Below are 26,835 nucleotides of genomic sequence, written 5' to 3' on the forward strand. Positions count from 1 at the left end.
ACCGGAATAGCTTTTCTCTATCAGTCTGATAGATGCTGTCACGTACCATGATGGCATGGTGCCGAGAGCGGCGCAAAAGTTTATCATATGGGTCCTAAAGCCTTACACAGAATCGCTTTCAGCGCTCGGCTCTAGACAGGGCTAGTTTTGCTGGTTAGCTGCGGGTGGCAGCAACTCACCACGCAGCAAGTGAGCCTGAGTCGAAGTAAACACATGGACTTCACTTTGAGGTAAGGGTTCCCTTTGACACGCCTTGTGGCCAACGCACAACGCCGCAGCGCTAAGAGTAGAGGGCGGCACCGAGTCTGAACTTGACGCCCTTACGACTGACCCGTTGAGGCGACACAAGCGACGGCACTGAGCACCTATGCAAGAGCGCTGTGCTCGCTCAAAGTAGCTAATCGTTGCACTTGCACTGTCAGCACAGCCTTCTGCTACTGCATCGACAGCGCCACCTGCAGTGCTTGCTTGAGGATGGCCGTCGCTTGGGCTCGACTGGCAACGCTGTCTTGAGCCCGGTACTCGATCGCAATCATGATCAGCGCTTGACCCTTGTACACCTTGGTGCGGATCCCTTGCGCCACGCGTAACGCCTGGTCAAATTGGCCCTTTTGGGCAAACGAGCGCGCTAAAGCCGGCAGCAACCAATCTAAATGAGCCGGACTATGAGCCAGCACTGGTATCGCTTCCACAACCTGCTGTGCCTGCTGTGGTTGACCGGCTGCAGCATAAGCCAGTGCGACGTCAGGCAGAATGTTTTGTACTCGTTCCCGTCGCGCCAGTTGCAATGCCTGGTCATACTGCTGCTGGGCTAGATAAAGTTGCTGCGCTTGCTCCAGCTTTTGCGCCTGCTGATACGCATCCACCACGCGGAGCATGGCAATCGGGCGAAACCAGTGATTGACGCCGCGTACAATGGCTAGCGCAAAAGCATCATAGCCAGCTTTGGCATATTCACCCGCTTGGTTGAGTAAGGCTTCTTCGGGTGAGGTGGCACTGAGGGTACAATTCGCGAGCGTCTGATGCACTCAAATGAAAAAATTCTCTCTCCCAGTTGACGAACAAGAAAGTATCCTTTGTTCACAACTTGTGCAGCACAGACATCAAATACTCGCAAGCGGTTGCCGGCTCAAAGCTTCTGGTAGCGCCAGGAAGTGGTTGGGCTTTGACTGCGGCAGAGTTGCAACTAACGCAGTAGGTTTGTCCGTCAGTGGTTAGAGCAGCGGCAACGACAGCAGCGTTTAGAGGCAGTGCTAGAGCAATTGCCTACTTAGAAGAACGCTTTAAGACTCAATGACACGTTGAAAGCTGCTTGCTCCCAGGGCTGAAGCCTTTGGGGTAAAGCGTCCCCCTTTTTCGGACTAATTGAAGCGAAACTGCCATGAAGTGCAATGAGGCTAGAGCTATTATAGGGTAAGAGATTTAGAGTAGTTATTCCATACTATTTTTTGTCAGCGTCCACATTAGCCTCTGAATAGTTAACGAATTTGCGTTGTTTCAGGCTCTGGATTTTGTCTAGTTGCATCTGGTGACAGCTTCGCTTCAATTAGTCCTATTTGGTGAACTGCTTTCGCCCCCGCTGAGCAGGGTCCATCCAGCGTTCTAGATAGCTGAAGCCTTGAGACGAGAGCAGCGTTAAGGCTAGATAGATCAACGCGATCGCGAAATAGAGTTCAAACGGGCGATAGTTCTCTGCCACAATGAGCTGCCCACGTCGAAATAACTCCTCGAAGCCGATGACAGCAACCAAACTGGTATCTTTCAGCAAGCTGATGAACTGGTTGCCCAATGGCGGCAGCATCCGGCGTAACGCTTGCGGAAAGACGACGAATCGCAGGGTTTGCATCGCATCCAGTCCCAGCGATGCAGCGGCTTCGGACTGTCCCGTTTCAATCGACTGAATGCCCGCCCGAACAATTTCTGCAACGTATGCCGCGCAATTGAGACTCAGAGCGATGATTGCCGCCAGGAAGCGGTCAAAGTTAAACGTGAGTCCTAACGCTTGAAACGCGGCAGGAATGCCAAAGTAAATCATAAAAAGCTGCACCAGCAGCGGTGTTCCTCGGAAGAAGTCAATATACGCTGCCGCCGCCCAGCGCAGGAGTCGTACTTTGGACAAGCGGACAATGCCAATGAGAGAGCCGCCGACCAAGCCAAGGATGACCGCGATCGCTGCAAGCTGTAGCGTGATCAGCGTTCCGGCTAGCAGTGGCGGCAGCGACGTGAGAATCACCTGAGTGGAACTGGGAATGGCGGTCGTGTTCCCTGTAGCAGAGGCAGGCGCGGTGGCGGGCAGTTCCGGTGGCTGAGCATCAAACCACTTCTGATAAAGCTGCGTGTAGGTGCCATTGCTTAAAATAGTGCCAAGCCCCTGGTTAATTCGCTGTAAGTTGGGAGAGTTGCGCGGCGTGGGAATACCGTAGAAGTCCTCGGTCAGCAGTTGATTGACAATGCGAATGCCCTTGAGGTTGCCTGTTTTGATCGCATACAGCATTACGGGCGCGTCGTTGATTATGGCATCAACATTGCCGTTGCTGAGTTCCTGAAGCGTTAGCACAGCGGCGTTAAACGTGCGAATGGTTGCCCCTGGAATTTGTTTAGCCGCGTCTGCACCAGTGGTGCCGATCTGGACGGCGATTGACTTGCCGCTTAAGTCTTCGAGTCGGTTGACGTTCTCAGTACCTTCGCGCACCGCGATCGCCAAGCCCGCTTTGAAATAAGGACGCGAGAAGGTGACGACGTTCGATCGCGCAGGCGTGATCGTCATGGCGCTAATCGCTGCATCAACAGTCTGCGCTTGCAATGCGGGGATCATGCCGTCGAACGCAATGCTTTGAAACTGGACTGTAAAGCCTGCAGCTTTCCCGACCGCCCGCATCACATCGATGTCAAAGCCCTGAATTTCGCCGTTTGCAGCGCGGAACTCGAACGGTGGATACACTGGCTCTACCGCGACCCTCAGTTCGGTACTCTCCGTTCGCCCCATGCTTACAATGAGCAGCAAACAGCTTAAACTCAACAGCAACGATCGCAGCAGTCGGCGCACAGTTGTCATGATCTAAATTGGCTAGAGGACAATCTCTCCTAAAAAGGAGAGATGCGTAAAGCAGATTTTATCTATAACTGGATTAATTCATTGAACTCTGAATCTGTCTGGAGTTCCATTTTTGGTTTTTTGAGCTTATGAGCACGCCCCCAGTTCTGTTTGAGCATGTCGAGAAATACTACGGACCCCTACATGTCTTGAAGGGGATTAGCGGTCACGTCGATCGCGCGGAAGTGCTGGCAGTGATTGGTTCGTCGGGCTGCGGCAAAAGTACGCTACTGCGCTGCCTCAATCGGTTGGAAACGATCAACCAGGGACGCATTGTTGTCACAGGTATTGAGTTGTCGCAACCAGCGCTGACGCGAAAACAACTCCGCGATGTGCGATCACAAATTGGCATGGTGTTCCAGCAGTTCAATCTGTTTCCCCATTTAAGCGTGCTGGATAATTTGACGCTGGCTCCGCAGCAGGTGCTAAACCGATCGAAGCAGGAAAGCCAGGAGCGGGCGCGCTTTTATCTAGAGCAAGTAGGGCTAGCAGAAAAAATAGATGCCTACCCGGATCAGCTGTCTGGGGGGCAAAAGCAGCGCGTGGCGATCGCGCGTAGTTTGTGCATGGAGCCGCAGATTATGCTGTTTGATGAACCGACGAGCGCTCTGGACCCGGAACTGGTCGGTGAGGTGCTGGAGGTGATGCAGCAGCTTGCCGATAAGGGCATGACGATGGTGGTCGTCACTCACGAGATCCAGTTTGCCCGCGACGTTGCCAATCGCGTGCTGTTTTTGGATCAGGGCTTGATTGTGGAAGAGGGTCCGGCGCGTGAGGTGCTGACGAATCCGCAGAGCGATCGACTCCACACATTTCTCCGCCGCATGCGTCAGGCATGATTGGCGCGATCAAGTCTGTAAACGTTTTCATCTCACCTCATCTCTAAAGCGCTAATTGTACGTTTTGATAAAAAAAGGCGCGGTTTTCAAATTCGTGGCGCGGCACTATAAAGCGTCTAACCCTTGCAGAACAAGCACTTTATTTTTTTACCTCAGCTTTATCAGGTCTCATGAGCAAAGGCATGGCACAAAGGTTCTATCTGCTCAAATTTATGCGGCAGGTTTATTTCAACAACGGCTGCCGATGAAGGAAACGAGCGGATGCTTGATGCAAAGCTGTTTCCCCTTTTAGAGTCATCGCAGCACCTTACCGCGAGCCATGACGCAAAGAAGATAGGAGCTATACGCTATGAATTTGAAAACCGCACTATCTTTCGTGAAAACGTACAACTGCTGACACCGACGGCACCGCTTTCAGCTACGTCGAGCAAGCGGCTTGGATGGTTGCCCCCCGGAGCAGTCGTGCAACGAAGGCACCGGGTTTGCAGCCGCTTAAACTGGGTAAAATTGCCGCTGTACTACTTCATTCTGAGTCAAAACAGTTCAACTTTAGTCCAGACCGACTAGTACACCGCTTTATATACAGTACTCTGGATGACGATTGACCGTCCGCTGTTGCTCCTTTTTGGTGTCAAAGCCAGCTGATCGGGTTGGTGTGCTCACCAGCTTGCCAGCTTTTTAGCTGCCTACCTGTTTGCTAGGACAGTAGTATTTGGCCGCGATCCGTGTGATCGCGGTACGAGTAAACATCTTCTAAGGCTTTTTCAATCTGTTGCTTCACAGCCGTGTCTCCCCCTGCACCAAACAGTCTTAAGTGGCAGTGACCAATACCGAGGGCGATGATCCGGCGCGGTGTGATGTCAAAGAGTGCGGAGCTTTACCGGCGCTAATGAACGACAGCAGCACTTCACTGACAAAAGCGATGTCAGCGTGATCTAGGTTGTCGTAAGAGGCCTTCGCCTCCAGAGCTGTACTAGAAAGTAGAAGGCTGAGACCGAAGACCAGTAGCTTTTTCATGGCGAAGCGCTGCTAACAATCTAAGTCAAAAAGTCCTCATTGCACCCATGCCTGAGCACTGGTGCAAGTGTGAGCCCTAGGATGCTTAGCCTATCTCTACCGGACCGGTCCTAGAAAGAAGCCGTCGACCGCGTCTAATCGGCACCGCCAGACAGAGCCAGGATTAAAGGGAATCTGACCCGCAGCCGAAACCACCCAAGGGTTTTGCAGGTGAATGTACCGTCCTCTTTCAGCGAGGATGTCTTGCTGCAGCAGAGCAAACACCGTGGCAGCATCTTTTATGTTAGCGCCAGGTTTCAGCGCCTCAGCATAAAGCGCTGCGCTGATGATCTGCCCGCCGATGAGTACGCCCTGAACACTAAGCACCACGTTGATCGACGGTTGGTTACTCTCTTCAGCCGTGGCGACGTAGCGAAACAGCAGCGGATCAGCGTTGTTGGGTCTGTTTGGTGATTCCATGTCGGTCCCCTTGAAGTGAAGCTACTACTAGAGACAATTATCCCGCTTCTGCTTTAGCTTAAGGACAATGACCCGAGCACTTTCAGCTGCCTTTTTAGTCATACGCAGGCAGGCGACGCGATGAACAATGAACCCTCTCGCTATGACATCACCGAATCTTTCCCTTCGGAGTGGGTTGCTGCCGCTGGCGTTGTCATCATCGTGACGCTCGGTCTTTGGTACGGGTTGCGAGTTTTAGGGGATCGACCATGACTCACAACGGCACTACGCCGCCAAGCGATCGAAACCCAGCAACAGATGATTGAGAGTCAGTCATTAGTGCGAGTTGGCGTTCCCGTAGCCATTGATGCTGTTGACTGTGCCCTCACCGAGCGCTTGAGCAGCAGAGGGATTGAGCGTTTTTCTAGTTGCAGTTCATGTTGGTTAACATCGGTCTCGATAGTAGGTTTGAGCGCTGAGTCTTGCCGGTCGCTACCACTAGCCAAGGTAGGCTAGGACTGGCGTGTGCAGTGTTTGAGCCAGCCTCTACAACTAAGCCACAGTGAGCCGCTGCCCATTCCCAGTAAACACAAGGCCAGGGGGTAAACGAACCCACGGTTATCCTGCTTCAGTTGCAGAGACGGCAGGGCAGCCGTTTGCACAAACGTATTGATCTGGTCTGCAGCGTCGCGTGTCGAACTAAACCCACGATTGACTGGAAAGGCGAAGCGTCCATCAGCTGTGTGTAGCACCAACTGACTTAAGCGGCCCTGGTATTGCACGTCGGCTTTCTCTAACCGCTCCAAGGGCAACGGTGTGACAGTTTCCTTAACTAAACTGGAGACCACGAGTTTACATCGCCCGAAGGCTTGACGGCGCTCGCATTCGAGGGTTGCCAATTGGGGCTGGCACAGAAGCATCACGCCACAAACTATAAGCACCACTTCCACAAGGGTGAGTCCCAATAAGCTTTGGTGCGTGGCGGTAAGACCCTGAAATTCAAAGGAGGTGGCTTTCCGTTGCAAGTTTCTCACCCTTTTCCCAAAACATCCTTGTGTGTTTTCGCTCAAGCCGCTGCCAGCGCAGTGCCTCCAGCTCGGTTAGATACAGCTGAGTGCGACCGTGTTCCAGGTTGGCAGGCTCAGCCCTCGTTATTTTTGGGCTTCATTTGAGCAGCGGAAAAAGGCTGGTCGTTAGTGAGCCGTGGGAGTGAACGGTCTCCTTGATGAGTCGTGGTCAATCCTTGCTGACTAGCCTGTAAGGGTGCAAAATTGTTGCTTGTGATTTGGACTGTCCCCTTGCTGTTGGCTCAACCCCGCTTACAGGTAGCTCACCTTCACAGCTTCCCAGTTAGCCTTTGGTTCATTGGTCATATGAAAGAGCACCTCCACTTGTCGCCCTTCGGCATCCAAACCGACTACCAGTAGCCCTCGGCTAGTTTGTTCCTGAGCAAAAATGCCTTTCAAAGCTGAGAACTTCATGCCCCTACTCCCTGTGACGATCGCTGCCTTCGTAGCAGCAGCCTTGTTTACACTGGCGACTAACGCTCCACTCAAAATATAAAGTTCGATGCGTTCACCTAAACACATTTCTGTGTGGAGTTCTAGCTAGAAGCAATCGCCGTTCACCATACCAGTTTGTATCAAGTTTCTTGAGCAGCGGCAATTTCATCCAGCAAGGTCTCATCCGATTCGGTTGTCTGCCAATCGCCCTGTAACTTTACCCGCACTGATTGGGCACCACCACTGGGAGTACAGACCACCCAATAGCTATCCTCCTCTCCCTTGACCTGTGCTGCCTCATCCGAGATGCCGCTTAAGGCTTGAATACAGGTCCAGGTAATGCCCTCACGATCGGTTACTTCTCGTTGATCCATCATGTCTCCTGTAGAAATGGGTTGAACTTATTTCCCATCCTCTAGAATGACACTAATCTCACTGGATGGTTCTGAGTGAATTTCGGCGGAAGGTTTAACACTAGTGTTGCTATTGCCATTGCTCCGCAATAATTGACTGATTTGAGTGGCGATCGAACCTAGCTTGCCTTCATCCATCAGGGTATTAATCAGGGATAAACCACTGGTGGAGAGCAAGAGTTTGTTGATATCCGTTGCGCCATTACCGTTACTGCCATTGGCTCCAGGGAAAGCGTAGATACGAGCATCTCCCAACACTCCAGGTTGTGGAGCCAGTGCTTGCAGCATTTCGGGTAGGCGATCAGCAACCTGGGGAAAGAGATTGGTGATGATCTGGGCTGTTAAGTTAGCATCACTGATCACGTTTTTAGCTTCCATTTGTGCCCGGATGCCATCGGCTTCTGCCAGGGCTTTGTCCCGGTTTGCATCTGCCAGGGTGCGAATGGCTTCAGCTTCCAGTTCAGCCGCCTGTTGAGCGATTTCTGCCTGCCGTCTACGGCGAAACACATCAATTTCGACCACGTTTTGCTCGATGACTCGTTTTTCCTGGGCATCTTTTTCAGCCGCAATCACAGCCAGTCGTTGGGAGCGTTCTGCCTCTTCAATTTTGGTAGCAGTGGTGACGCCCGCTTCGGCTTTGGCTCGTTGGGCTTCAGCAACAAAGCTTTCCCTCTTCTTATTGGCAACGGCGATCAATACATCTTCCTGCGCCAGTTTTGCTAGTCGATCGGACTCAGCAATTTGCACCTGGGCTTGCAGACGGCTAGATTCTACCATTTGCTGACGGGTAATCTCTGCCACTTCAGCTTCCTGTTGCTGTAAGGCTTTCGTCACCTTCAACTGCTTACTGCGCTCCTCCAAAGCAATGTCAGCGCTAATCTGGCTCTGCTGCACTGATAGCTGTCTGCGGATTTCTTCTTCTTCAACAGACTTTGCCTGCAAGATTTTGTTGCGTTGAATAGTCGCAGTTTCCCGCTCTTTTGCTTCCTGAATTTCTCGCTCTCGTTGCGCTTTGAGTGCTTCCACCTGAAACTGTTGCTCTAGTTGAGCGCTTTCTTTTTCTTGCTCAATTTGCAGCGATCGCTTCTCAGCATCCAACTCTTTTTGCTCGATTGTCACTCGGGTAGACAGCTCTACCTCGCGTTTTTGTTGGATCGATTTCTGGATGGTTTCGGTTCGCAGGCGTACACCCTGAGCATCAAAGAAATTGTTTTCGTCGTAAGTATCACTTTCTTGAATTTCGGAAATGGCAATGTTGTTGAGAGTTAACCCCACTTTACCGAGGTCTTGTTGCACCAGATTCAAAACTTCTTGAGCGAATCCCAGTTTGTCAGAATCAATCTCTGCCAGACTCTTAGTTTTCGCTGCCGCCCGAATCGCATCGTCTGCCCGTTTTTCCAGAGCATTTTTAATGTCTTCTGGGGTGATGCGTTTATTTTGTGACAAACGAGCCGCAGCCGTTAAGACATCCTCTTCAGAAGCATTGATGCAGACATAGAATGTTACCCGCATATCTGCCCGTAGATAGTCTTGCGTCCGCACAGCAAGTTTACCTGTCCGCTCCACATCAATGGAGATTTCTCGCAGTGGTACACGGGTTAGCTCATGAAACCCCGGCAGAATGACACAGCCACCATTGAGAATCACCGTTTTGCGCTTGGCAAAGACGCCACCCGTTCGCACGAATGCTTCGTTGGTTGGGGTAATCACGTAGACCCGAGTGTATGCCCAGACGCTAAGCAACAGCAGCAGTACTAACCCACCAATCAAACCGGGAAAGAACAATAAGCCAGGACCTAATTGCCCGAGCACAGGTGGCGTAACTGATAGGGGCGACAGCGCTACAGGTTGCTCAATGCCTATCTGAAGCTCCTGGTTCTTTGATTGAGCCGGTAGTGGCAGAAACGATGAATCGTGGGGAATAGAAACAGTCGGTAGGGATTGAATGAACGTCAACCAGAACAGCATAAATTCTTCCTTAATGTAAGTCTTGTTTACGAGATGTATCCATCCACTGGTCCTGGTCGAGGCTATCTTTGAGCACAACTAGGTAGGTATGAGCAGAACGATCAATGACTAAAACCTGATCGCCAAATCGGGGCATCACGGTTGCCCACTCCGGCATTTGAGCGTTGATCGTGACTCGATTACGGGCAGAGTCTAAGACATCGACCTGCCCAATTCGACCATCTTGAGCGGATGGAATCACGGCAGAACCTACGCTGCCAATGCAGCCAATTAATCGATCGCGGCTAGTATCTTCACCAAACGAGGCAAACACCTTGCCTACAGGTCGCGCCACAAGGCTGCCGCAGAATAGGGCAACTCCCAATGAGACAACCAGAATTACGCCAGCCAGCAGCGATCCAGGAAACTGCCCGATTGTGCTCCAGACCAGCACATTCAACATCCAGCCAAACACTCCCCATAGGCTGAGGTCAGTTGCCAGCAGCAGAATCAAAGGCGCTCGACCAAAACCCAGCCATGCCATTAATTGAGAGACACTAAAGTCTGCATCTGAGTCAGTATCGAGATCAAGCGGATTGTCCATATCTGAATCGGCATCCAGATCCAGGTCGTCATCGCCACCACCGGACACGATTACCAGCAGAAATAATAGAACGCCTATTCCTAGAAAAATCCAGTAGGGCAAATTAGCAAAATGAAACATGCAGCCGAGCCCACAGAAGATTAGCTGGAAGAGAAGCGACATCCCTAAGATAGCCGCATCTACCCTGTGATAGAAAAATCGTTGAATTTTTTAATGTGCGCCTTTGTATAGCAACCGAGAAAAAAGGTCGCGAAGGATCAACTGTCCCATTTACGATGTTCGGTCTGGTTGCAGTAAAAAGGCTAAAACAACGCAAAATTAAGCTTTTACAACCTCGGCTGTCTTAGAAACAGTCGAAAATGGGAAAGTTCAGACTGTTAAGTGCTAAATCCGAGTGATTGCTAGAAGTTCTCAGTAGCAAGCCTTCCAGCCTTGGTGACCAAAATTTCTTCATTGCTATATAAGGGCGGCGTTGCAATTCACCGTTTGATCTCTTCTTTTCTTTCGCTTGAATGGTGAAAGAGAGATAAAGAGAGATATTTTTTCACCCAATAAATCGGATTGGGAATTTGCCAATAACGTTGGTGTCGATCGAGATGGTTGCTATGGAAAGGGGGAAAATCCCAAATATCGGCTGGCGGCGATCCAAAATAACTTTGATAGAGTTCGATCGTGTAATCATATCGTTGACTGGTTCCGCTATCGCCAGGATAATGATGGAGCGATTTTTTCAAAATCTTGCCGCACAACTCTTCCCAATAGGAACAGGTATAGAGTAAATGATAGTGCCAGACGCAATCGATCACACTCGATGGCGATACCATGCCTTCAGCAATCGCGGCTAAGAAAATGTACTTTTTATATTCGTACATCGCTCGCAAGGTATAAATTTCACTCCAATGATATTCCCATGCTAATTTAGCCGACATGGGATAGGGAGCAATGGGATCATCTAGCTTAAATTTACGAAGTTTAGCGTAGAGTTCGGCTTCTGCTTCATTCATCAGCAACCACCTCCACAAGAGGGTGCGGGAGGTACTTTAGGAGTGGGATAAATGACTTGGAGTTCGAGATTGAGAAAGTCACTTAATTCCTGGCCCAACCACCATAATTCTGCCTGGGAAAATTCAGGAAAAGAATACTCAAAATTTCCGCAATATAAATACAATTTTGGTGGGATGGTAATAGCACTACCTTGAACAAGGTTGCCCTTTGTATCTAAACATTCGTTGAATGTATAGCCAGGATTGTACGCCAAGATTTCGATTTGCGCTCGCAGATCCACTGATAATTTGAGAGACTCGCGCCCCTGTTTGTGATCTTTCAATTTGTAAATGTTGCGATTATCAATAATTAGATGATATTTTGTTTTGGGCCAATAATTTGTTTTTCGGAGAAAAACAGTTAACTTACTTACGGCTCCTGCCAGAGAAGATAGAAAAAAGAAAAACCACACAAGCCAAAGTGATGGGATGCAAGTCATAATCAACAAACAAAATAACACTCCCAAAATCACCAGGAAAGAGGAATAATCTTCATCTGCTTGATGCCAGGTGATTTGTAATCGATTTCGATCGCGGTATAGACGAATTTGAGTATGGGCAGGTTTTAATCGATCGAAATTCCCATAGCTGCCATCTTCAGATTTCAGCGCAACTTGCGCCGCTTTGGCACTATCGAATCGTTTGTCAAGATGGGGATGGACCATTTTTTCTAGCCATCGCTCGAACCGCTTGCTAATTTCAGCATTAATTTTTACCCGTCCATCTACTTGGGGTAACTCTGCGGGATGCGTGCCCGTAAGTAGATAAATTAACGTCATCCCCAAACTATATAAATCTGAGGCGGTTGTCGTTTGTCCGCCAAATTGTTCAAGAGGCATATAGCCATAGCTGCCAACGATCGTAATAGTTCCTTCTTCTTTTTTTGTAACAGTTTGCACTGACCCAAAATCAACGAGATAGACATCACCAATACTATTGCCAGAGCGATTTCTAAGCAGAATATTACTAGGCTTAATATCTCGATGAATCACAGGGGGATGTTGCTGGTGAAGATAGGTCAGGAGATCTAACAAGCGATCAGCTAGTTCGATAATTTCAGCCTCAGAAAATTTGTGCCCTCTAGTGATGAGAGTTGCGAGTGAAGGTGCTTCGATATAAGATTGCACCAAAGCAAAACTAGGAGTATCGACTTCATTAACCTCAAAGTAGTCAAGGTATTTAGGGATTTCAGGATGATCGAGATTTTTAAGCGTGGTGGCTTCGCGCTCGAATAATTTCAGATCGTCCCACTTAAAGCCATCTCCAAATCGCAGCAGTTTAATGATGACTGGCACTTGAGATTGGAGATCTTTCGCTAAAAAAGTTCGTCGTCCAGCCTTTTGACTCAATAATTCTTCAATTTGATAACGATCAGTGAGAACGGTATCAGTCATCATCATGGTTATTCTTCTTCACTAGCAAGTTGTTACAGCAATTCTAGACGAGTGATCCAGTGGGAGCGTGCTCGTGTAGGCACTGAAGGTTCTAAACGGTATAATCATCATTGACTGCCTTTATAGATGCGTCAATATTAGGAAACTGTAGTGAAGTGTAATTAGGTGTAAGGGAGCTACAGCATGCCGTTGTCGTTTTTTCCCTTGCTAAGTAGTGACTGCTTATGAGCTGGGATTCTTTTTTAGAAACACTTTCCAATCGTCCAGAGTACGGATTGACCGCTCTTGAAGCTGAAGTTGTGATGTGTCTTCAAGAAGCTCAATGTCCAACTAAATGTGAACTGCTAGAAGCGTATATTAAGTCGTATTCGACAATTGAAGAAGAAGCTTTCACCCAAAGGTTGAAGCATATCTATAAAAAATTTCAAATTGTGGGCAAAGGGCATAAACTCCCACAACTCTATAAACGTTTAACTGAACAGTATTTTCAATACCAGAATAACGAAATATTATTTTCGGAGATCGGTTTGAATCGAGTATGGGTCATATTCCCTGCCGCTCTGCGGTGAAACGTCAAGCTTGCAATCCGATTCCTTGGGGTCGGGAGTAAATCTGCTTCCATACCCCGTCTGCTTGCAGCGGGGTTCTTGATTCTCCTGCTACAAGACTCATCAAACAGTATGGCTAAACAAACTTAGAGGTTGGCGATTCCTCGCTTGAGGGCAATAATCGTTGCTTGGGTCCGATCTTTAGCTCCCAATTTGCTTAAAATGCGGTTGACGTTTGATTTAACGGTGTTTTCAGTAATGTGCAATGCAGCACCGATCTCTAAGTTACTCATTCCTTGAGCGATCAACTGAAGGATTTCTAATTCACGATCAGTCAACTCTGGATGGCTCATCCGCTGTGCCAACTTTGCACCAACGTTCGGTGGAATATACTGCTGACCGTTATGAACCGTACGAATGGCGGTTCGTAGCTCGTTCGGTTTACAGTCCTTCAGCAGATAGCCCTTTGCACCAGCCCGCAGACCACGATAAATATCTTCATCGCTATCATAAGTCGTCAAGACAATGATGCGAGCGGTATTGAATTCAGCACAAATTGCTGTGATGGCTTCTACTCCGTCCATTTCAGGCATTCGTAAATCCATCAGAGTGATGTCTGGTTGGAGTTGGCGGAAGAGGTTAATGGCTTCAATACCACTTTTAGCTTTACCAACCACTGTCATATCTGCCTGTTTATTGATGATGACAGCGAGTCCTTGCTGGACGATCGCATGGTCATCCACAAGCAGAACGCGAATGGCTGTTGTTTGCTCCATACTACTTAGCCCCGACTCACAACAACAACAATTTCTGTACCTTGACCCGGTTGACTTTGAATGACTAACTCACCACCCATTTTTTCTACCCGTTCACTCATGCCCAGTAACCCAAAGCCTTTAGTGGCAGATACTTGACCAACATCAAACCCCTGTCCATCATCTTTGATCCGTAGGACGCATTGGGTTTCCTCACAGACTAATTCAAGATGGATCTGAGAGGCTTGGGCATACTTAACCGCATTGGTTAAGGCTTCTTGTCCAATCCGCAACAAGTGGTTCTCCACATCGGGTAGTAAAGCATAGGTAGCACCGATAGTTTCACACGTGATATTGGTGTTCGTAGACAACTTCATCTGAGCTGTTAAGTGTTTGAGGGCATTGAATAAGTTACCCTCTTCTAAAAGTTTGGGACGCAGTGCTGCTACCGATCGACGCGCTTCCGAGAGCCCTGTGCGGGCTAATTCATCGACAGTCTCTAGGTGAGCTTGTATGGTTACGGCTTCTTCAGGAATTTCCTCTGCTACGGCTCCAACATGTAGCAAAATGCCAGTAAACGCCTGAGCTAGCGTATCATGAATTTCTCGCGCCATGCGGTTACGTTCATCCAAAATGGAGGCCTTTTCGGCTCGTTTGCGATCGCTAATATCCTGCCCAATGCCAACAAACAGTTGATTCGCCAGTCGAATGTTTGTCCAAGAAGTGTTGACCAAGTGATTAGCTTTTGTTTTGAGTTTCAGGTCCAACCAGGTACCAGTTGCCGCTAACATATGCTCCAGAATCTGCTGTTGTTGTTGAGGATCAGAGATCAGTTCAGCAATTAAATCAATATGGTGCAGATTTGTAGTTGACCAACCCAAGATCTGCTCAAATTGGCGATTGACGAACTTGATCTGTCCCGTTGTCTCATACAGTGTGATCATGACTGGAATATGATCCACAATCGTTTGCAGGAGCTGTTTTTGTTGGCTCAGTTCTAGAGTTCGCTCTGTTACCTTCTGTTCTAAAGTGCGGGCATGCTCTTTGAGATTTTCCCAGAGCAAGTAACTACTACTCATAACGATAGACCCCATAAGCGCCAGCAGGGGAGGAATGATGATAATCCACCAACCTACTAAAAATAATCCATAGGCACTGCCTAGAAGCATAGCTCCTAACACAATGGCTCTAACTATGATTTGTCTCGGCGATCGTGATACCCATCCTATTACGGCTCCGATTACAGACCAAGCAATAGTCCATCCCCACTCAAGTGGATCTGACCAGACCTTTAATAAGGGGCGACTATCCAACGCTGCACTCAGTAATTGATTTGCAAATAGAGCGTGAACCTCAATACCAACCGATGTTGATATTGCATTAGTTGTATAGGAGGTGAAAAAGCGATTTTCAAGGCTTTCGGCGGTTAATCCAATCAGTACAATGTGATTACGCATCAAGTCTTGAGCTACACGCCCTTGCAAGACATCGGTCATTGAGACACTGCGGAATCCATTGGGCAATTTGGAGAAGTTTGATAGAATTTGATACCCGCCGTTGTCAATATTCACGTACCCCCCATCGTTGGGTTCCAAAGTTGTGAACACGGCTCGTCCCAACCGGAACTGAGTCTGACTAACATTCATTGGTTCCAACTGGATACCCTTTTGTTTGAGATACACAGCGGCTAAGCGTGCTCCCAACGTCATAATCGATTTTCCATTGCGATTGGCTAGGTATAGCAAGCTACGACGAATTCTGCCATCCTCATCTAACAGGAGATCGCTGGCACTTGTTTGACCCCGCTGCTCTAGAGCAAGTGGTGCTTGAATGACTTCACCTTGAGCGGTTTTAATAACCTTCTCAATCCCAATCAAATTAGGCGTGGACTGAAAGACTTTGACAAGTTCTTGGTGCCCTGGTTCTATCGGTAAATCTCGATAGATATCGAGTCCAATGACTTTTGGTTGCTGGCGTTTGATGGATGAAATCAGACGAGCCAACGTCGCATCTGACATGGGCCACTGTCCCAACTGCTTGACATCGTCCTCACCGACGGTGATGAGCACAATGCGAGAATCCGCCGATTCAGTGGGGCGGAGGCGAAACATCTGATCTAGTGCCACTAACTCCATAAGTTGGAGTGCCCCCGTTAACCGTAAAAGCAGCACTCCTCCAGCAACAGCGGGAACCGTGATCAAGATTCCACGCCATCGCCAAAGCTGCTGTTTTAGAGTTGCCCACATAGTCTCAATGCGATCGCTCAACGCGGATTCTGTTGGCTTGACTGTTTATTGAGCATGACACTCACACCACCAGCTTGCAAGAATTTATTCCAAAGTGTATGAATGCTGGAGTCATTTGGTTGGGTACGCTGTAGCTCAAGCAGGGCAGCGAGCGTATCGTACCAGGCGTCTGCTTTTTGGTAGAGCGCCACCTGCTCCCTCAATGGTGCTTGTTGGATTTGGCCTAAGCGAACCGGGTCAAATTCAATGCGTTGAACCATGCCTGTGACGAAGCGATCGCTGAGACGACGGTTGGGGTCACAAACGATAGCAAAGAACCATGTATATTGCTCACCCACTTTTAGCGGCGGTGCTTGAGCGGGAAGGCTAAGGCTGAGGATGCCAGACGTGTCACTTAGGGCAAGAGTGGTGCGATAGACACCACGACCCTTGGCATCGCGCAAGCTAAATTCTGCCGTTTTGGCATTGGTTTTGGGTACATAGACAAGAAAGGAGGGTCGCTCTGCCAGAGCGGTGCCAGGTTTCGTGGTCGGGCTGAGAGCGATCAGCCCCGAATCGGTTTTTGGCATATTGACATCTTGAGGACAGACGATGGGATCACGCCGCCCGCCCGATACTGAGCTACCGGGATTCTTGCGGGGAGGGGGAGAACCGCTTTGCGCCAGTTGTATGATTTGATCTCCCCAACCGCTCTTAGAAGAGGAAATTAAGGCGAATTTATGCGTAGGAGAAGTATCCGACGAGGAAATTCGGGCTGCTATTGCAACGGCCATGCTAGGAGCGATCGCCAGCAAAGTGATGGTAATACCAGTAGAGACAAGACCCAAATAAGCTTTTTTTAAGTACATAAGTCATTTAAAGCCAATTTCCTAAGAGAACGAACGGTGCCCAGTAATAGGGCGAAGTATACCCATCTTGTTGTAACAACGTGATTTGGGCATGGCGAAGCGCTGCCGCTTTTGTCATGCCGGGTTTGCTTAACTCGCGGTAAAATTCAATCATGAGTGATGCAGTGGAGAGGTCGTTCACGGACCATAAGGACGCGAGCGTACTACGCGCACCGGATCGCACCGCCACCCCTGCCATGCCTAACGCCGCTCGTTTATCCCCAGTTGCCGTTTGGCAGGCACTCAGTACGAGCAATTCGATCGGTTTGAGCTTTCGTTCTCTTGAGCGCAACAGTTGGTCTAATTGTTTGACATTGATGCGTCCATCCCAAGTGAGGATGAAGGTATCATCAGCATTGGAGCTAAACTGTCCATGTGTGGCTAGATGGATGAGTTGTGATGGTGTGGAATCAACCTCATTTTTCAGCGCTTGATTGGTAAAGGTTTGATCCAACAGTACCTGAGACGGAATTTCGGCTTTGATTTGGCTAATTTCAGTCACCACATTTGGCAAGGCTGAAAACTCTCCCTGAGCTTGACTCAGTCCTGCCAGGAGTCCTTTTAGTTGCAGACGATCGATCGCTTGCGGTTGCAGCAGTTGTAGACCGGGATTGAGCACCACGCTATATTTTTCGATGAGATACCGTTGACCATCGTGCAGGGCTGCCATTGGCAAACCACGCAGCGAGCCATCAGGCACAAACACGAGGGTTTTGATATTACTGGCTGCTAATGCCTCTTCCTCAGGGCGCAACAGCAAAGCATAGATCTGTTGAGCGATCGGCAACCAATCTTCCACAAAAGCAGTCGCTCTCAGCCCCTGAAGCATTTGGGTGAGAATTTGCTCGACTTTCGCTTGCGGCAGCGAGGTTTTGTGATAACGCAAGGGTTGATTGGGCAAAGACAAAATGACAGCAAATTGATGCGGCAAAATGATGGGGTAAACGACTGCCGCATGGGGATCAATCTGATCAATCTTGACCGGACGCGCTGTAATGCAGGCTTCCCTAAAAAAGTTGTCGAGTTCTGCCAACTGCAACGCTTCAATCGTCTCACGTGCATGTTTCAGGTTTTCCTGACTGGGCACATTTGTCTCGGATTGCAACAACAGTTCGACAAACTGACGGTAGACAGGTTCAACACTTTCTCGAAAGGAAAACTGCACGTCTTGATTAATCGCTGCCAGATCACTGCGAAGCGATTGTAGGGTTTTCACCGCTTCTGCATAAGCAGCCGTTGCCTTTTGCATTCCAGTGGACGTGCAAGGCTGTTGACCTTCACATAAAACGCGTCCGAGCTGCCACTGCCACTGATAGGCAATGTCGGGGGCACCAATGGACTGAGCTAAGTTGAGGGCTTGTTGAGTTAGGGTTTTGGCATTGTTCCATTGTTGGGTGGTTTCATAGAGACCCCCTAACGTGCCAAGCGCATAGGATTCACCTCGGTGGTCGCCGATCGAGCGAACGTGTTGAATTGCCGTTGCGAGTTCTTGAGCGGAGGGTTTGAGCAGATTGGCAGATGCAGCCTCTGTTTGATAACGGCTGAGTTTCATTGCGCTTTGAGCCAAATCAATGCGAGCATACGCCGCCAGACGGCTAGGCGGTAGTTGGGCAAGCTGAGATTGAATTTGGGCAAATAGACGCTGAGCCTCTGTTAGTCGGTTGGCTTCCACCAGTAAACTCAACTGAGCTAGTTGAATTTGGGTTTTTGCCATAAGCGAGGGAGCGGTTGCAATCGCGTTTTGATAAAAATTTAGGGCAGTATCAGTCTCCCCCCGAGCGCGAGTGGTATTGCCCAAGCCGAACAAAATACTGCTGATATCTGATGCAGGCAGTTTATCTGGGAGTTTTTGAGCAATCGTCAAACCCTGCTCTAGAACTGTGCGGGATTGCACTAAATCGCCAACTAAGCGCAGCATCTTGCCGAGACTTCGCAACCCAGTCACTTTCAGACGCGAATCGGGCTGGTCTTGTAAAGACTGGCGCACTTGCGCCAGAAGATCGGTGGCTCGTCGGTACAGTCCCTCTGCTTGGAGCACTCTTGCCTGATTAATCTGGCTGCCTAAAATCCCGTTGGGATTGTTTGTTTTGCGGTAAAACGATTCTGCCTGTTGCCAGGTTGCTAATGCATCTGATGCTTTACCTTGCGCGAGTTGCAGCTTTCCTTGTGTGGTGAACACTTGAGCGAGAACCCGTGAGGTGTCATTTGAGGCTGGGCTTTGAGCATTGAGTAATGAGATTGCCTGAGCGATCGCGTCATTCGCTGGATTCCACTGACCTAAATCGGCAAAGGCAGTCGCCAGAAAACTCAGCACCAGCGATCGATTGAGCGCATCGCCATCTTTTGCGTAACGGGTAGCCGCTTGTTGCCACAGGTCGATCGCCTCTAAAAATTGCCCTGCCTGGTAGCGGGTTTCTGCCTGCTGCACTTGGGCTGAAGCAGAGGATGGTACAGCTTGCCTGATCGTCTCGCCGTTAACCCCGTTGACATCGCTTTGTACTGCTACCGCGATCGCTGTATGTAAGCTCAGGGTCATAAGCAATCCCGCTAGAGCAAACGGCAGCAACCACCGCCATCCTTGGTTGGAGAAGAGGCGCTGTAGGATACGAACTCCTTGATCGATTCGCTGGCTCCAGTACCTCTCATGCATTGACATGTGCGGCTCCTTCCGATGCTAGCGTCAGCAGACGTCTGTTATTAGCTGAATTAATATCCTATGGTCGCAAGTATTACGAACTTAGACTAGGAAAGATAGGCAATTTAACGTAACTTAAACTTTTACTGCTTTCCTTGACAGGAGGTTGAGTGATTCAACCAGTTATGCGCTGCATTGAACGAATTTTGCATGGTTGAATTCTCCGTGTTCGCAACCAGAATAATCTCTCCAGTAGAAGTTGTTTGCCATCTGGTAGCCTCGGTAACTGGAAGGTAGGGAAGTTTTGAGTTTTGAGTTTTGAATGTTGAATGATAAGATTCTCCAGGTCTCCGCGTCTCGTTCGACTGAGCGCTCCTGCCGAGGTCCGTCTCTCCCCGTCCTCTCTGCTGAGCCACCGTGAGAAGTTCGCGATCGTCCCACTCCGCATCATCATCGAGTTGTTGCTCTGGTCTGGGCGGCAAACCACCGCGACCTGTGATAACAAAGGAATCGCCGCGATCAGCGGGACAACCCTGAGCAATTAACCGAGATGAGTCAACTACGCCTGAGGGCAATTGGACTAAACCCGAAGTGGGATCAAACCGATCAATGTTAACTTGCACCGTTCCCTGTTGAGTAGACGTGGCTCCAGTGGCGGTGATATCGCTCAAGGGTGTGTCTTGCGGACGAAACTGGATGCCAAAAATACCGGAGGTATTAATCGTCACGTTGCCACCACGAGCGTTGACTGAGTTGGCGCTGATGTCGCTATTTTCGGTAGGAACGGCGACGATCGCCCCTGCATCAATTTGAATGTTGCCACCATTGCCTGTACCACCTGCAATTGCTGAGACTCCGCTAATTTGGCGCAGCAATAGGGTATCTCGAACTTGAAGTTGAATATTGCCTCCTTGACCAGAGGCAGTTGAGGCAGTAATGCCTGCTTGGTTGTTGAGAGTAATCGAATTAGCTCGAATGCCCAAGAGTCCTGCTGGACCTGTTCCCGCATTACTTACATCAACTCTTGCACCATTCGTCATCGTTAACGTTCCAGTCGTGATGGTTGCATTTCCAGACACGCCGGTTGGGGCTTCTGGTGCTAGCAAGGCTGGATCTTGAGGCTGTTCAGTTGTAAACCGAAAGCCAAAGGCACCCACAGAGCTAGGGGCAGAAAATTGAGTGCCGTTGCCGTCAAGCTCGATCGACTCCCTAGCGTTAATAATTAGACTTCCAGCACTTCCATCTCCGATAGTGACAGTATTGATGGTTCCTCCTGCCTGAACCCGCAACCTTTCTGTATGGATGGTCAACCTCCCAGCTTCTCCGCTGACTGTGCCTGCTGCAATGTTGCTCTGCCTGAGAAAGTTTGTGCCAGTGACTTCGATCGCTTCGGAAGTATTTATAGTTACGTCTCCACTGCGACCAGTGCCAACGGTTGTCGTGCCAATGGAACCGCCATCAACGACCCTTAACTGACTTGTTGATAATGTGATATTGCCCGTATCGCTAGAGTCCACTGCTATTGCAGCAACAAGGCTACCAAGTGTAGAACTGGAAGCAATGCCAATGACTTGCATACTGTCTGTAGCATTCACATTGATCTGTCCAGTTGGACCAGAGCCATAGGAGAAGGCAGAGGCGATCGCGCCCTCCCGGACAATAAAGCGTTGAGTCTTAACGGTAAGATCGGCTCCGCTTCCCGCTCCCAATGCTTGGCTTTCCAGCCCACCAAAAACACTGCCATCCAAACTCGTTCCCCTCAAGTCCACAAGTTTACTGGCAGTGACAGCAATACTTCCCCCACTTTGCCCTGCCTGATTTTGAATGAGCAGTAGGGAGCCATCCGTAAGCGATACTTGCCCCCCTTGCACTTGAATCACACCGCTATTACTAGCATTGACTAATGCTCGCTGCGATAGATGAATCTCTCCAAATGATTGAATGCCTGAATAACCCAAGGCAAATCGATCTCCTACATCAACTTGACCATCGCGCACGCTGCCTAGTTCAATGCGTCCTTGTTCTGCTGTCAGAACGCCACCTTGGATGTCAAGATTGCCACCAATCAAGGCGAGCGTTTGTCCGGTTGAAACCTCCAAACCCGTGGCGGCCTTTCCCACCGTGATCGGAACGAAGATCGAACCTTGAGATAAGTTGTAGCCAGTTCCCTGAACTCTAATCGGTGCTGGATTCGTCCCCATCTGCAACCCAACTGGAATACTCACCGTCAAGAGCGGCGTGGTTTGAGGATTGGTGGCACTGTACTGAAACTGATCGGCAAAGTTGATGCTGTTGGCAGTGGTGGCAACAAAAGAACCCCCAATGTTTAGTCGAGCGTTAGAACCAAATAGAATGCCATTGGGGTTGAGTAAAAACAGATTCGCTGTACCATTCGCTCGAATCACCCCATCAATACTCGAAACTGATCTACCCGTAACGCGGCTAAAGATATTTTGTACATCAGTTGCATTATTGAAGTAAGCAGCCCCACCTGTCGGAATCGAAAACTGGCTGAAACTATGGAACAGGTTACCCCCTCGCCTGGCTCCACCATCAATTTGAGCGTTGGGATCACCTGAAACTTGCGATCGCTCCCCTACAGGCAACGTACCGTCAGGTACGACTTGCGCGGCACTCGGTTGAACCCAAAGTAATGCACTCACGAGGCTGACCGTCAAAGCACTGACTTGAACATGCAATCGATTCATGTTGCCATCCTCTGTCGCATTGATAGGGACAGAATAGGCTATTTTGCATGATTACTCCAGCTAAGGCGGAAACCAGACACAGCAAGAGCAGAAAATTAGTTCTGTTTTCACTGATTTACCGCCTGCCGTTGCAGGCAACTGATTGAGACAACGACTTCTGTACCGTTGGGTCAGATGTATTAGCAATCAATATCACATCTCCACTTGCCGTCTTCTGCCAACCTGTCGCTTCAATGAGTGAAGCAGCAGTCGTTACTTGGGAAACAACTCCAGGGCGTGAGCCTTCTGCGTTAGTGCCTGATGAGGATAGCTTTCTGGCTCCTCTCTTGTGCATCGGCTGAGCCACCGTGAGAATTCCGCGATCGTCCCACGCCGCGTCATCATCGAGTTCTTGTGCAGGTGTTGGCGGTAAGCCTCCGCGACCTGTGATGACAAAGGAATCGCCTCGATCAGCCGGACAGCCTTGAGCAATCAACCCTGACGCATCCACCAAGTCGGTGGGTAATGCAACTAACCCCGATGTTGGGTCAAGTCCGGCAGTCGTGACATCGATCGTGCCCGGCAAAGCAGTCGTTGCTCCCGATGCCGTGATGTCGCTCAGAGGAGTGGAAACGAGACTGGGCTGAATGCCGAAGATGGCAAAGGCATTGATGCGGACATTGCCCCCGCGAAAATCTTCGGCATTGGCACTAATGTTGCTATCTTCGTGCAGCACTGCAATGAGGAAGCGGGTATCGATGCTGATGTTGCCACCAGGAATGTTTTCTCCAATTGCATTAGTTGAGATGTTACTGCCATTGCGGAGGAGGATGAAGGGCGATCGCAAGTTGATATTTCCACCACCACCCGTTGTATCGGCACGGATTCTACCCCCATTGTTGAGGTAGATGCGATCGGCATCCACAGACAAGTTGCCAGCAAGTCCCGTACCTGAACTGCTGACGGTGACTTCTGCCTGATTTTGAATATTGAGGGTGCCTGTGCGAAGACTTAAATTTCCCCCTGCACCGCTTCCACCTGTTCCAGCGGCAATGATGGAACCATCTCCAGTCAGCGTAACGGAATCAGGAGCGGTAATAGTTAGCTGTCCGCCATTACCGCTGCCGGAGGTAGAGGCAGAGATTTGAGCACCGCCTTGCAGGTTCACCCGTACACTCTGCCCGTTCCCCCGTGGTTGAATGGTCAAATTGCCTGCATCAGCAGCCATGGTGGTTTGAGCAAATAGACCACTGGTCGCCCCAGAAAGCTGAATATCGGGAGCATTTACCGTGATGTCTCCTGCCCGTCCATTTCCAGTGGTGCTGGTAATGAGTTGCGCCCCCTCCTGAACAGTGAAGCGTCCAGTCGTAATTTGGATATTGCCGCCGTACCCAGTAGAGTTCGGCTCAGTATTGGCAAAGAAACCGCTAGCAGGACCCGTTTCACGGATGGCATTGACAACATTGGGAGCGACAGGAGTGGGATTGTCAGGAGTAGGATTGTCAGGAGTGGGAAATCTAGCCAGGCGATCGACGTAATTGGGGTCGCTGCCAACGATCATGATCTGCTCTCCCGCGTTGACTGTGATATTGCCCGCTGCTCCCTGCCCAAAGGTAGTGGTAATCAACTGTCCGCCGTTAACTGCCTCAAAGGTGCGGGTGGCATTGACGGTGATGTCTCTCCCCTGCCCATCGCCTCGGCTGCGGGCGCTCAGGGCGGCTCCGTCGGCAATCCGAAAGGTCTGCGTAGCAATGGTAATATCGCCTGCGTTGCCTGCCGTATCACTGCTGGTAAACAACCCACTGGGCAAGCCATTGCTCGGAATGCTGCCAGAGATATCGACTCTACCGGCCTGAATGTCGATATTACCTGCATCTCCCTGTCCTTGCGTACTGGCATTAATGAAACCGCCATCTTGTAGCACTAAAGCCCCGGCTCGGATACGAAGATTTGCCCCAGATCCAACTCCGTCTGACTGCACTCCTGAGGTAATCCTGGTAGAGTCTTCCGTACCAGGAGACGGTGTTGCACCCGTGAGCAGGAGAGTACCCCTGATATCTAAATTAATATCTCCCCCCCGACCCTGACCGATCGAGGATACTTCCCCAATGATTCCAGCATTGGATCTCAAGATGAGATCTTGAGCTTGAATATTAATGCCACCAGAACGGCTCGGGTCCCTAGAGAATACAGCGCTAGATATCCCAGTAGTCAAGTAACCAGGAGTGTTTTCTCCATCCATGACAACCGTCGTGCGGGCATTAATATTGATCGGTCCTGCATTTCCCTGTCCAGCCCTATAGGAAACCAGTTGAGACCCGCGTGCGATCGCTAGCGACCCAGTGGTGATGTTGATACCGCCAGAGTTCCCAATGCTACCTGTTTCCGCAGGAGCAACTACAAAAGACAGGTCATCCAAAGAGACCGTATTGCGAGCATTGATCGTCACACTGCCTGCATCGCCCTGCCCATAGATAGCAGCAGTCAGTCGAGTATTCCGTGTGAGCGCCAGCGACCCGGTAGTGATGTTGATACCGCCAGTGTTGCCGATGCCATATGGGGTCACGTCACTGGATATAAAAGAGTTATCCAAAGAGACCCTATCGCGCGCATTAATCGTCACACTACCTGCATCGCCCTGCCCATATGTGTCAGCACGCAGCTCAGCGAACCCTGTGACCGCCAGTGACCCGGTGGTGATGTTGATACCGCCAGTGTTCCCGATGCTATCTGGGGTCACGTCACTGGATATAAAAGAGTTATCTAAAGAGACCCTATCGCGCGCATTGATCGTCACACTACCTGCATCTCCCTGCCCATAGGTATCGGTACGCAGCTCAGCTAACTCTGTGACCGCTAGTGACCCGGTGGTGATCCTAATGCTACCCGCATTCCCAATACCACCAGGACGCACTACGTTGTCGATCGAGCCACCATTAAGGGCAATCGTTTCGGTCGCATCGAGCTGAATGTTTCCCGCTTGCGCGCCGACAAAACCTAACCCGTCGTTGATTCCTGCTTGAAGTCTACTGTCCTCGTTCAGGGTCAAGTTCCGAGCGGTGACAGCAATACTTCCACCACCCCCTGCACGAACGTCTAGAAGAGTGTCACTGAGGGAAACATCGGCGCGCGCTAGCGAATCGGGAAACCTCAAATTTATCGTATTGCCATCCACCGCCAGCCCCACCCTGCCTGATCCGGCGACGCCTCCTAACTCAACTCGACCACCCCCAGCCTGCAAACTTGCTCCCTGGATCGTGACATTGCCGCCCACCAGCGCTAGCGTTCTGCCCGGTTGCACCTGAAGCGGGGTTTGAGTGTTGAGCGTAATCCTATAGGGACCACCGCGACCAAAGACGTTATTCGTATCCCACTCACTTAAAGGTAACCGAGAGCTAGGATCGTTAGGCTCACCCAATGCGCCAAAGATAAGACCTTGTGAACTAAGAGGGTTGTTACCGAAGCTGGAAATGCCCAAGTAATAGGTGCCAGTAGCAGCAGGGATGAAGGGTTGGTTCAAGGGCACACTAGACTGCACAGTGGAGGCACTGTCATCGTTGCTCGCTAAACCCAAGCCATTGCCATCGAACAAAAACAACTGGGTATCTACCGCAGAGCCATTGACAGTCGTTGCCCTGAAGGGCAACCCTTGTGGTAGGAGCAGTTGGTACAGGTCCACATCGCTGGCACCGTCCAAATTGCCATTGATTGCGTTTAGGCGTGCTCCATCCGTTGCGCTGTTGGCTGGTTGAGCTGTACCCAAAAGCTCACCCGCATCACCCGTCTCAGTAAATACATTTTCAGGGGCAGCCTGCACCACAATATCTCCTGGCGGGCTGTTGAACTGCAACCCGATCGGCACACTGATGGTCAGCAATGGAGAAGCCGAGGGGTTGACGGCACTAAACTCAGTGCCATCCGCAAACACAATGCTACTGGCGGTACTGGCGACAAACGAACCACCAATATTCAAGCGGGCACTCGGTCCAAAGATAATCCCATTGGGGTTAATCAAAAACAGGTTTGCTATACCATTTGCCCGAATCAAGCCGTCAATATTCGAAATGGAGCCACCCGTAACTCGTGTCAGGATGTTTTGCACATCGATCGCATTGTTGAAGTAAGCAGACCCACCCGTGGGAATCGAAAATTCACTGAAGCTATGGAATAGGTTGCCGCCTCGTCTGGCTCCCCCATCAACCTGGAAGTTAGGGTTGCTAGAAACTTGTGATCGCTCCCCTACAGGCAATGTACCGTCAGGCAGGACTTGCGCTGCAATCGATGGAGCATAAAGCAATGTGTTTAAGAGAACGCTCGTTACAACCCATCCACTCAGATACGATCGATTCATTTGTCGCCTCGCGCTTACATCGGTATGGATAGGTTAAAGCTATCATGGCTTTCGTTTAACCCCAACCGCTGCAAAGTTCCCTGGTATAGCTGTGTTTGTCTAAAATCTAATTAATATATGAAGCTATTTTCGACTCGTCGTCTAACGAGAGTTGCTACTTCCTATACCAGGGAGTGTGATTCATCTATCCAACTAAAAGGTGAGATCGGATCAAACTTAAGTTTGCCTTCAAACTCCAACTTAAGCTTGAATCAGCTTCATCCTTGGGAGTGCTTGATTGCTCACTCTCTTGATAGTGCAAAAATGCCAACTTCCAACAGGTTACAAACCCAAGGCAGTTACCTACAGTTAGCTCATGCTAACCAGCATACCCAACTGGTGGGCTATAGAGCATCAGTTTACCTAAAATTAATCACCAGAAGAGGTTCTAAGCGA

General features: G+C 49.9%; 20 protein-coding genes. 4 read left to right on the forward strand and 16 right to left on the reverse strand.

The window, feature by feature from the left end; all coding sequences use genetic code 11:
* Positions 1-434: 434 nt before the first annotated feature.
* Both H6F86_RS10115 and H6F86_RS10120 read right to left on the reverse strand, forming a co-directional pair.
* Positions 435-1,028 carry a hypothetical protein gene (locus H6F86_RS10115; protein ID WP_190448484.1) on the reverse strand — a complete coding sequence of 198 codons (594 nt, stop codon included), beginning with the start codon at positions 1,026-1,028 and terminating at the stop codon, positions 435-437.
* A 524-nt stretch (positions 1,029-1,552) separates the two neighbouring features.
* Positions 1,553-3,055 carry an ABC transporter permease subunit gene (locus H6F86_RS10120; protein WP_190448485.1) on the reverse strand — a complete coding sequence of 501 codons (1,503 nt, stop codon included), beginning with the start codon at positions 3,053-3,055 and terminating at the stop codon, positions 1,553-1,555.
* Positions 3,056-3,183: 128 nt separating this feature from the next.
* Here H6F86_RS10120 and H6F86_RS10125 point away from each other — a divergent pair, with 128 nt between their 5' ends.
* Both H6F86_RS10125 and H6F86_RS10130 read left to right on the forward strand, forming a co-directional pair.
* Positions 3,184-3,933 carry an amino acid ABC transporter ATP-binding protein gene (locus tag H6F86_RS10125; protein WP_190448486.1) on the forward strand — a complete coding sequence of 250 codons (750 nt, stop codon included), beginning with the start codon at positions 3,184-3,186 and terminating at the stop codon, positions 3,931-3,933.
* 261 nt (positions 3,934-4,194) lie between these two features.
* Positions 4,195-4,500 carry a hypothetical protein gene (locus tag H6F86_RS10130; RefSeq protein WP_190448487.1) on the forward strand — a complete coding sequence of 102 codons (306 nt, stop codon included), beginning with the start codon at positions 4,195-4,197 and terminating at the stop codon, positions 4,498-4,500.
* A gap of 546 nt (positions 4,501-5,046) precedes the next feature.
* Here H6F86_RS10130 and H6F86_RS10135 read toward each other — a convergent pair.
* Positions 5,047-5,409 carry a hypothetical protein gene (locus H6F86_RS10135; RefSeq protein WP_190448488.1) on the reverse strand — a complete coding sequence of 121 codons (363 nt, stop codon included), beginning with the start codon at positions 5,407-5,409 and terminating at the stop codon, positions 5,047-5,049.
* Positions 5,410-5,529: 120 nt separating this feature from the next.
* Here H6F86_RS10135 and H6F86_RS32775 point away from each other — a divergent pair, with 120 nt between their 5' ends.
* Positions 5,530-5,661: a hypothetical protein gene (locus H6F86_RS32775; protein ID WP_277881654.1), complete on the forward strand. Its 132-nt coding sequence runs from the start codon at positions 5,530-5,532 to the stop codon at positions 5,659-5,661.
* 239 nt (positions 5,662-5,900) lie between these two features.
* Here the strand turns inward: H6F86_RS32775 and H6F86_RS10140 are convergent, their stop codons facing one another.
* The 7 genes from H6F86_RS10140 to H6F86_RS10170 form a co-directional block, all read right to left on the reverse strand.
* On the reverse strand, positions 5,901-6,413 hold the full coding sequence (locus tag H6F86_RS10140; RefSeq protein ID WP_190448489.1) for a hypothetical protein: 513 nt from the start codon (positions 6,411-6,413) through the stop codon (positions 5,901-5,903).
* Between the two features lie 294 nt (positions 6,414-6,707).
* On the reverse strand, positions 6,708-6,977 hold the full coding sequence (locus tag H6F86_RS10145) for a hypothetical protein (RefSeq protein WP_190448490.1): 270 nt from the start codon (positions 6,975-6,977) through the stop codon (positions 6,708-6,710).
* Positions 6,978-7,030: 53 nt separating this feature from the next.
* Positions 7,031-7,267 carry a hypothetical protein gene (locus H6F86_RS10150; protein ID WP_242033458.1) on the reverse strand — a complete coding sequence of 79 codons (237 nt, stop codon included), beginning with the start codon at positions 7,265-7,267 and terminating at the stop codon, positions 7,031-7,033.
* Positions 7,268-7,291: 24 nt separating this feature from the next.
* On the reverse strand, positions 7,292-9,271 hold the full coding sequence (locus tag H6F86_RS10155; protein ID WP_190448491.1) for a flotillin family protein: 1,980 nt from the start codon (positions 9,269-9,271) through the stop codon (positions 7,292-7,294).
* A gap of 10 nt (positions 9,272-9,281) precedes the next feature.
* Entirely contained in the window at positions 9,282-9,974 is a 693-nt protein-coding gene (locus H6F86_RS10160; protein ID WP_190448492.1) for an OB-fold-containig protein, read from the reverse strand.
* A 359-nt stretch (positions 9,975-10,333) separates the two neighbouring features.
* A complete protein-coding gene (locus H6F86_RS10165) occupies positions 10,334-10,858 on the reverse strand; it encodes a hypothetical protein (protein WP_190448493.1) in 525 nt (174 codons plus the stop codon).
* A complete protein-coding gene (locus H6F86_RS10170; RefSeq protein WP_190448494.1) occupies positions 10,858-12,297 on the reverse strand; it encodes a serine/threonine-protein kinase in 1,440 nt (479 codons plus the stop codon). The genes H6F86_RS10165 and H6F86_RS10170 overlap by 1 nt, the downstream gene beginning before the upstream one ends.
* Before the next feature lie 218 nt (positions 12,298-12,515).
* Between H6F86_RS10170 and H6F86_RS10175 the strand changes: the two genes are divergently transcribed.
* Complete coding sequence (locus H6F86_RS10175; RefSeq protein ID WP_190448495.1) at positions 12,516-12,860, forward strand: hypothetical protein; 345 nt, start codon at positions 12,516-12,518, stop codon at positions 12,858-12,860.
* 125 nt (positions 12,861-12,985) lie between these two features.
* Here H6F86_RS10175 and H6F86_RS10180 read toward each other — a convergent pair whose 3' ends face one another.
* The 6 genes from H6F86_RS10180 to H6F86_RS10205 form a co-directional block, all read right to left on the reverse strand.
* Positions 12,986-13,615 (reverse strand): response regulator transcription factor, encoded by a 630-nt coding sequence (locus H6F86_RS10180; protein WP_190448496.1) that lies wholly within the window; start codon positions 13,613-13,615, stop codon positions 12,986-12,988.
* A 5-nt stretch (positions 13,616-13,620) separates the two neighbouring features.
* Complete coding sequence (locus H6F86_RS10185; protein WP_190448497.1) at positions 13,621-15,861, reverse strand: CHASE2 domain-containing protein; 2,241 nt, start codon at positions 15,859-15,861, stop codon at positions 13,621-13,623.
* Positions 15,858-16,688, reverse strand: coding sequence for a DUF928 domain-containing protein (locus H6F86_RS10190; protein WP_190448498.1), 831 nt, complete (start codon positions 16,686-16,688; stop codon positions 15,858-15,860). The genes H6F86_RS10185 and H6F86_RS10190 overlap by 4 nt, the downstream gene beginning before the upstream one ends.
* A 7-nt stretch (positions 16,689-16,695) precedes the next feature.
* Positions 16,696-19,377, reverse strand: a complete 2,682-nt coding sequence (locus H6F86_RS10195) for a CHAT domain-containing protein (RefSeq protein WP_190448499.1) — start codon at positions 19,375-19,377, stop codon at positions 16,696-16,698.
* A gap of 128 nt (positions 19,378-19,505) precedes the next feature.
* Complete coding sequence (locus H6F86_RS10200) at positions 19,506-22,070, reverse strand: filamentous hemagglutinin N-terminal domain-containing protein (RefSeq protein WP_190448500.1); 2,565 nt, start codon at positions 22,068-22,070, stop codon at positions 19,506-19,508.
* 115 nt (positions 22,071-22,185) lie between these two features.
* Positions 22,186-26,400, reverse strand: a complete 4,215-nt coding sequence (locus tag H6F86_RS10205) for a filamentous hemagglutinin N-terminal domain-containing protein (protein ID WP_190448501.1) — start codon at positions 26,398-26,400, stop codon at positions 22,186-22,188.
* Positions 26,401-26,835 lie beyond the last annotated feature (435 nt).

The sequence above is a fragment of the Phormidium sp. FACHB-592 genome, assembly GCF_014695795.1.
In the GTDB taxonomy this organism is placed as follows: Bacteria; Cyanobacteriota; Cyanobacteriia; order Leptolyngbyales; family Leptolyngbyaceae; genus Stenomitos.